The sequence below is a fragment of the Luteimonas endophytica genome, from assembly GCF_029887875.1.
In the GTDB taxonomy this organism is placed as follows: domain Bacteria; phylum Pseudomonadota; class Gammaproteobacteria; order Xanthomonadales; family Xanthomonadaceae; genus Luteimonas; species Luteimonas endophytica.
In genome coordinates this window covers 68346-75980 of the sequence record NZ_JARXRM010000023.1, presented here as the reverse complement: position 1 = coordinate 75980, position 7635 = coordinate 68346, and the positions used below count along the sequence as shown (strand labels likewise).

6 protein-coding genes are annotated in these 7635 nt (G+C 65.1%); 5 read left to right on the top strand and 1 reads right to left on the bottom strand.

Annotated elements, in window-relative coordinates; translation table 11 throughout:
- Window positions 1-31: 31 nt before the first annotated feature.
- Entirely contained in the window at window positions 32-964 is a 933-nt protein-coding gene (locus QFW77_RS05295; protein WP_280573192.1) for a transposase, read from the bottom strand.
- Window positions 965-1862: 898 nt separating this feature from the next.
- Between QFW77_RS05295 and QFW77_RS05290 the strand changes: the two genes are divergently transcribed.
- From QFW77_RS05290 to QFW77_RS05270, 5 genes are all read left to right on the top strand, one after another.
- Entirely contained in the window at window positions 1863-2321 is a 459-nt protein-coding gene (locus QFW77_RS05290; protein ID WP_280573300.1) for a pilin, read from the top strand.
- Window positions 2322-2942: 621 nt separating this feature from the next.
- Entirely contained in the window at window positions 2943-3371 is a 429-nt protein-coding gene (locus QFW77_RS05285) for a pilin (protein WP_425603280.1), read from the top strand.
- 122 nt (window positions 3372-3493) lie between these two features.
- Window positions 3494-5224 carry a type IV-A pilus assembly ATPase PilB gene (gene pilB / locus QFW77_RS05280; protein ID WP_280573297.1) on the top strand — a complete coding sequence of 577 codons (1731 nt, stop codon included), beginning with the start codon at window positions 3494-3496 and terminating at the stop codon, window positions 5222-5224.
- A gap of 161 nt (window positions 5225-5385) precedes the next feature.
- Window positions 5386-6666 (top strand): type II secretion system F family protein, encoded by a 1281-nt coding sequence (locus QFW77_RS05275; protein WP_507185092.1) that lies wholly within the window; start codon window positions 5386-5388, stop codon window positions 6664-6666.
- A 17-nt stretch (window positions 6667-6683) separates the two neighbouring features.
- Window positions 6684-7550 carry a prepilin peptidase gene (locus QFW77_RS05270; protein ID WP_280573296.1) on the top strand — a complete coding sequence of 289 codons (867 nt, stop codon included), beginning with the start codon at window positions 6684-6686 and terminating at the stop codon, window positions 7548-7550.
- Window positions 7551-7635 lie beyond the last annotated feature (85 nt).

The window sequence follows — 7635 nt, the reverse complement described above, 5'->3', positions numbered from 1 at the left end:
GTAGGAGATTCTATGTTCGGCTGCAACGGTCTCAGGTCGGTTGTGGGCGGTATTGGGCTCCGCTCTTGAGCAGGGCGAAGGCGAGCCGGGCGAGCTTGCGGGCGACGATGACCAGACTCTGGATGCGGGTCAGGCCCCGGGCCAGGTTGGCTTGGTGCAGCTGGTGCCATCGGCCCCTGCGCGAGGCGGCCATGGCGGCGTTGTGCAGGAGGCGTCGGGTCTCGCTGTCGCCCTGCTTGGTGAGTTTGCGGCGGCCACGTTGGCGGCCGGAGTCGCGGATTCGAACGTCCAGGCCCAGGAAGGCGATGAAGGCGTCGCTGCTGCGGAACGCGCCGCGCAGGTAGGCGGTGGTCAAGGCCGTGGCATTGAGCTTGCCGATGCCCTCGATGGCGCCAACCCGCTTGATCTGGTCCTGCAGCCCGGACTTTTCCACTTGGTGCTGCAGCAGCCGGTCGATCGACGCCAGCAGTCGATCCAGGCGTTCCAACAGGCTGCGGCACGCGGTCCGCAGCTCCGGCACCCCGGCCAGGCTCTGGCGCACCGCCACGCCCATCTTGACCAGCTTGGCGCGGCGGTTGAGCAGGCGCTTGAGGCGGGCGTAGCCGGGCGGCGGGGCCACCCAGGGGCGTAGATGGTCGTACTCGTGGCGCAGGTAGCGCCACAGCAGCTTCGCATCGGCCAGGTCGGTCTTGGCCCGACCGCCGACGCTGTCGCGGTAGCGGTTGAGCCGGAAGCCGTCCACCACGAACAGGGCGTGGCCCTTCCGGCTCGCCTGCTCCAGTACCTGCAGGTGATAGGTGCCGGTGGCTTCGACGGCGATCCTGGCCGGTCCGGTCAGGGTCTTGAGCCAGGCCTTGATCTGCTTGGTGGTGTTGACCACCGTGATGAAGCTGCTGCCGTCATAGATGGCCAGCTCGGCCTTGCTGACGTCGATGCCGATGCACAGGGGGTGTTCTGTTGTCATGACAGGATCTCCGAGGTAGCGTGGATCAGCCTGTCGGGGCCCCGGCGCTCGCTTGCCGAGATGGTCGGTCCGGCGCCACACGCCGGCCGATGGATTCCTCATGGGCGCTGTGGTGGGGGGGACGAAATCTCCTACGGTCTGTGCCAAAGGCCAGATGCGGCTCAGGTCCCTCCGCCCCGACAGGCCCAAACATACAAGCGGCCCACGGCCGCGAAAGCCGCGGGTGGCGCCGGCCGGGGTCGGCGGTGATCCCCGGCGCGGCAGCCCGCGCCGGTCTTCGCGCGCATGGCGCGCTCCTACGAAGAGCGAACGCTCCTGTAGGAGCCGCCCATGGCCGCGAAAACCTCGGGAGGCTCCGGCCGCCATGGCGGCAATCGCGGGCGGCGGCAACCACGCCGGCTTCGCGTGCATGGCACGCTCCTACGAAGCGAATGCCCTTAGGCACGACCCGTCGCCGCGATGACATCGGGAGGTTCGGGCCGTGGCGTCCTTACCAGGCAGCGCGCCTATACCCTCTCAGAATGTCCCGCCCGTACAGCCCTGGCCAGGCCAGGGCGACCAACCCGCACCCGCCGCGCGGCATCGTCCCACCTGATGCGACCCGCCGGGCAGCGTGTCACAATTCCCCACTTCCAAGGGTTTACCCCAGCTACGAAACCGCGTCACTTTTGGCACGGAACTGACAATTTTGGTCACGACCCGAAGCCGGCCGCCCCCACCCACCAACCCCTTCTGTGACCGGCGCCGACCCGTCGTCTTGACCGCCCGCCCAATGTCCTCGTTGGCACGCATCCTGCGTATCCACAGACGCACGTGCGGTGTCGCACGGCTGCCCAACGGACCCGGCGCCAGCCGGCCACGCGGCACGTGAAGTTCAATCCACTCCTAGGGGATACACATGAAGAACGTTCGCAAGATGCAGCAGGGCTTCACCCTGATCGAACTGATGATCGTCGTCGCGATCATCGCCATCCTGGCGGCCATCGCGCTGCCGGCGTACCAGGACTACACCGTGCGCGCCCGCGTCTCGGAACTGGCGGTGCTCGCCGGTGCCGCCAAGACCACAGTCGCCGAGAACATCGCCAACAACGGCGGCGTACTCGCCGGCTCGAACCCGTGCGCCGGCGTCAACACGTCCATTCCGGGCACGAACGTCAACGCCACGTCGATGAGCTGCGACGGCACCAGCGGCGCGATTGCCGTCACCGGTACCGCCCGTACCAAGAACACTGTTCTCACCTACACCCCGTCCGTCCCGGCGACCGAAGGCGCCATCGGCACCACTTGGGCCTGCGTGGGTAGCGGCAGCGATCCGAAGTACTACCCGGCTGAGTGCCGCGCGCCTGCAGCTCCGTAACTAACCGCGTAGTCGCGATAAGTTACAACAAAGCCCCTCTAAGAGGGGCTTTGTTCTTTTGGCCCCCACATGTTCTCCTCCCGAAAATGTCATAGCCATCTTCAACAAGCGCGCGCCAAGTACACGGTTTTTGCGTCATCTGCGCTATTTCGTTGGCGGCTGGCCGGACGAGCTAAGCCACCTCTGCCACGACTCTCTAGCGCTCCCCGAGCTGCACGCGCAAGGAATCGAGTTGAAGTGGACATTTTGATTGAAGCCCGCAATCAAATTCATAGCAGCAGTTCAGCGATTTGCGTGTTGGTGCCGCTCAACACCAGAACGAAAATGCGGGACGGCTGAAGCCGGCGCGCGGTTTCGGATCACTAAGCACACCGCCTCCCGCATCTGATTTTCTTCGATCGGATACACACATATGGATCTCGTGCGCCAGCACTGGAGCCCAGCGAAGCAGCGGCCGCGATGGCCATCACAGTTCATCCGTACTGGTTCCGCAACTGGTTCCATTTCAGCGCGGTCGACCCGAGCCGGCCCGAACCTTGCGCGCTGGACAGAGAGTCGCTAGATCGACTGGCACGGACATTGCTTACGCTTCCCATGAATCGTCAGAGGGGGGAGACGCGAATGTGCAGGCAGCCACGCGGGAGATCCCGTGGATTCACCCTGATCGAACTCATGATCGTCGTAGCGATCATCGCTATCCTCGCCGCGATTGCACTACCCGCCTACCAGGATTACACCGTCCGCGCGCGGGTTTCGGAAGCCCTGGTGCTTGCGGGTGGCGCGAAGACCCTGGTCACCGAAAACATCAACAGCGCCAACGCGCTGACCGCGGATGCATGCGACGGGATAGGAGGCTTGCCTGCCCCGACCACCAACGTGGCATCACTTGCCTGCTTGGGGGATGGGCGGCTCAGGGTAACGACTACCCAAAAGGGCGGTGCGGTTACCCTGGAACTGACTCCGACCTTCACAGGGGACGACCCGGTCACCTGGCGTTGCGCGCGGACCGCCGGCGAGAACCGCTACGTGCCCGCCGAATGTCGCAACTGACCGGGGAACGGCTTCACCCTATGTTAGGAGCTAGGGAGTAGGTCTACTATCGGCCATGGCGCCCTAGAAAAAGCGTTTCAGCGCCCTGCCCGAACGGCGCCGACTTCTTATGGAGACGTTGTATGAATGCTGTGGCCTCCCCCACTACAGCCAACCTGATCGGTATCACCGGCATCGCCCGCCGCCTGGTGCTGGACGGCGCGCTAGACGACACCGTCGCCCGCGAAGCCCTGGACAAGGCTACCGCCGAACGCAAGCCGATCGCCGGCTGGCTGCGCGAGCACAAGCTGGTCACCGGCGCCCAGCTGGCGGCCGCCAACTCCATCGAGTTCGGCATGCCGGTGTTCGACCCGGCCACCATGGATCCTAGCCAGGCGGCGGTGAAGCTGGTCAAGGAGGAACTGCTGCGCAAGCACTGCGTGCTGCCGCTGTTTAGGCGCGGTGGCAAGCTGTTCGTGGGCACCGCCGACCCCACCAACACCCACGCCCTGGACGAGGTGAAGTTCCACACAAACCTGGTGGTGGAGCCCATTCTGGTGGACGAGGACGCGCTCAAGCGCACCCTGGAGATCTGGCTGGAGGTCAGCGACAGCTTCGGCGATGCGCTGGAGGACGCAGATGGCCTCGAGGGCCTCGAGGTCGGCGGCGACGAGATCGCCAGCGAGAGCGCCAGCGAAGTGAAGGGCGACGACACCCCGGTGGTCAAGTTCGTCAACAAGGTGCTGATCGATGCGATCAAGAAGGGCGCCTCTGACATCCACTTCGAACCCTACGAAACCGACTACCGGGTGCGGCTACGCATCGACGGCATCCTGAAGCAGGCGGCCAAGATGCCGGTGAAGCTGAACCAGCGCATCACCGCCCGGCTGAAGGTGATGGCGCAGCTGGACATCGCCGAGAAGCGCGTGCCGCAGGACGGGCGCATCAAGCTGAACCTGTCGAAGACCAAGCAGATCGACTTTCGCGTCAGCACCCTTCCCACCCTGTTCGGCGAGAAGGTGGTGCTGCGTATCCTGGACGCCAGCGCCGCCAAGCTGGGCATCGACAAGCTCGGCTACGAGGAGGCGCAGAAGGCGCTGTTCGTCGAGGCGATCCAGAAACCGTACGGCATGGTCCTGGTTACCGGCCCCACCGGCTCCGGCAAGACGGTATCGCTGTACACGGCGCTGAATATCCTCAACGACGACCAGCGCAACATCTCCACGGTCGAGGACCCGGTGGAGATCCGGGTACCGGGCATCAACCAGGTGCAGATGAACGTGAAGCGCGGCATGACTTTCGCCGCCGCGCTGCGCAGCTTCCTGCGTCAGGACCCGGACGTGATCATGGTCGGCGAGATCCGCGACCTGGAGACCGCCGAGATCGCCATTAAGGCTGCCCAGACCGGCCACATGGTGCTCTCCACCCTGCATACCAACGACGCCCCGCAGACCATCGCCCGCCTGATGAACATGGGCATCGCGCCGTACAACATCACCAGCTCTGTCACCCTGGTGATCGCCCAGCGCCTGGCGCGGCGGCTGTGCGACCGCTGCAAGAAGCCGGTGGAACTGCCCGAGCCGGCCCTTCTGGCCGAAGGCTTCACCGCCGACGAGGTGCACGCCGGCATCAAGCTGTACGAGGCGGTGGGCTGCGACGAGTGCACCAACGGCTACAAGGGCCGCACCGGCATCTACCAAGTGATGCCGATGAGCGAAGAGATCCAGGAGATCGTGTTACGGGGCGGCAACGCCATGCAGATCGCCGAGGTGGCGGAACAGGCCGGGATCAACGACCTGCGCAAATCGGCGTTGCTCAAGGCCAGGAAAGGCGTGACCAGCCTGGCGGAGATCAACCGCGTCACCAAGGATTGACCTCGGGCGCGCCGGGTCGCCGCCCCGCCCGGACGAACGGCGCGCCGGCCGGCCGCTCAAACCCTGCGGGTCGTCACAAACGCAAATTTCACAACCGCCCGCAACCGGCTACCATGCGGGTATCACCCGGCCCGGGGAGGCCGGACCAGGGGAGTTGAACGATGGCCGTCACCCGCACCGCCGCCAAGACCGCCGCCCGCAGGAAGGCGGCCCTGCCCGCCAATGCCCGCAAGGGCGTGACCCTGGACACCTTCGTCTGGGAGGGCACCGACAAGCGCGGCACCAAGATGAAGGGCGAGCAGCAGGCGAAGAACGCCAACATGCTGCGCGCCGAGCTGCGCAAGCAAGGCATCAACCCCACGGTGGTCAAGAACAAGCCCAAGCCGCTGTTCGGCAGCACCGGGCGCACCATTTCTGCGAAAGAGATTTCGGTCTTCAGCCGGCAGATCGCCACCATGATCAAGTCCGGCGTACCGATCGTGCAGGCGCTGGAAATCATCGGCAGCGGCCACAAGAACCCGAAGATGGCGCAGATGGTCAACGACATCCGCCTGGAGATCGAGAACGGCACCTCGTTCTCGGAGGCGCTGGGCAAGTACCCGGTACAGTTCGACGAGCTGACCCGCAACCTGGTGGCGGTGGGCGAGGCCGCTGGCGTGCTGGAAACCGTGCTCGACAGCATCGCCACCTACAAGGAGAACCTGGAGGCGCTTAAAGGCAAGATCAAGAAGGCGCTGTTCTATCCGGCCATGGTGATCGTGGTGGCGATTCTGGTCAGCGCGATCCTGCTAATTTTCGTGATTCCGCAGTTTGAGGCAGTTTTCGAGAACTTTGGTGCCGAGCTGCCGGCCTTCACACAAATGATCGTGGCGGCGAGCGATTTCATGGTGAGTTACTGGTGGGCAATGCTCCTCATTGCGGTTACGTCCATCGTTGGCTTCATCTTCGCTTACAAACGTTCGCCGGCAATGCAACACACCGTGGACCGCATGATCCTGAAGATCCCGGTGATCGGCCAGATCATGCACAACGCCTCAATCGCGCGTTTCTCCCGCACCCTCGCGACGACCTTCAAGGCCGGCGTGCCGCTGGTCGAGGCGCTGGAATCGGTTGCAGGCGCCACCGGCAATACCGTCTACGAAAAGGCTACGCTGCGGATCCGCGACGACGTGGCAGTGGGCTACCAGATGAACATGGCGATGAAGCAGGTCAACCTGTTCCCGCACATGGTGGTACAGATGACCGCCATCGGCGAGGAGGCCGGCGCGCTCGACACCATGCTGTTCAAGGTGGCCGAGTTCTACGAGCAGGAGGTCAACAACGCAGTGGATGCGCTGGCGAGCCTTATCGAGCCGATGATCATGATCTTCATCGGCATTGTCGTGGGCGGCATGGTGATCGGCATGTATCTGCCGATCTTCAAGCTGGCCGCGGTGGTCTGACCGGGCCGCACCGCTAGATGGCGTTCCTGGACCAGCACCCGGGCCTCGGGTTTCCAGTCGCGGCCGGCTTCGGGCTGCTGGTGGGCAGCTTCCTCAACGTGGTCATCCTGCGCCTGCCCCGGCGCCTGGAATGGCAGTGGAAGCGCGACGCGCGCGAGATACTGGAGGAGCCGGAGCTGTACGATCCGCCGCCGCCGGGGATCGTGGTGGAGCGTTCGCACTGCCCGCACTGCGGCCACCAGCTGGCCTGGTACGAGAACATCCCGGTGTTCAGCTGGCTGGCGCTGCGCGGCAAGTGCCGCAATTGCAAGGCGCCCATCTCGATCCAGTATCCGCTGGTCGAGCTGCTGACCATGCTGCTGGTGGTGGCCTGCGTGTGGCGGTTCGGGTTCGGCTGGCAGGGGTTCGGGGCCATCGTCTTCACCTGCTTCCTGATCGCGCTGGCGGGGATCGACCTGCGCACCCAGCTGCTGCCGGACCAGCTGACCCTGCCGCTGATGTGGCTGGGATTGATCGCCGCCTCGGACAACCTGTTCTTGCCCGCCAAGCCGGCGCTGCTGGGGGCGATGGTGGGCTACGTGAGCCTGTGGTCGGTGTGGTGGCTGTTCAAGCAGATCACCGGCAAGGAAGGCATGGGCCACGGCGATTTCAAGCTGCTGGCGGCGCTGGGGGCCTGGTGCGGGCTGGCCGGGATCCTGCCGATCGTGCTGCTGTCGGCGGTGGCCGGCGCGGTGATCGGTTCGGTGTGGCTGGCGGTACAGGGCCGCGACCGGGCCACGCCGATCCCGTTCGGCCCGTTCCTGGCGATCGCCGGCTGGGTTTTCTTCATGTGGGGCGATGATCTGATGGCCCTCTACGCCCGCTACGCCGGCCTGACCCTGTAGGAGCGGGCCATGCCCGCGAAGGCCGGCGCCGTCTCTCGTGCGTGCGTTCGCCGCGAGGGTTCGGTGTCCCTGCCGGGGAACGCGC

Excerpts from the sequence above, each read along its gene's own strand:
- pilB (WP_280573297.1), top strand. The coding sequence starts at position 3,494 with ATGAATGCTGTGGCCTCCCCCACTACAGCCAACCTGATCGGTATCACC.
- QFW77_RS05295 (WP_280573192.1), bottom strand. The coding sequence starts at position 964 with ATGACAACAGAACACCCCCTGTGCATCGGCATCGACGTCAGCAAGGCC.
- QFW77_RS05285 (WP_425603280.1), top strand. The coding sequence starts at position 2,943 with ATGTGCAGGCAGCCACGCGGGAGATCCCGTGGATTCACCCTGATCGAA.
- QFW77_RS05275 (WP_507185092.1), top strand. The coding sequence starts at position 5,386 with ATGGCCGTCACCCGCACCGCCGCCAAGACCGCCGCCCGCAGGAAGGCG.
- QFW77_RS05270 (WP_280573296.1), top strand. The coding sequence starts at position 6,684 with ATGGCGTTCCTGGACCAGCACCCGGGCCTCGGGTTTCCAGTCGCGGCC.
- QFW77_RS05290 (WP_280573300.1), top strand. The coding sequence starts at position 1,863 with ATGAAGAACGTTCGCAAGATGCAGCAGGGCTTCACCCTGATCGAACTG.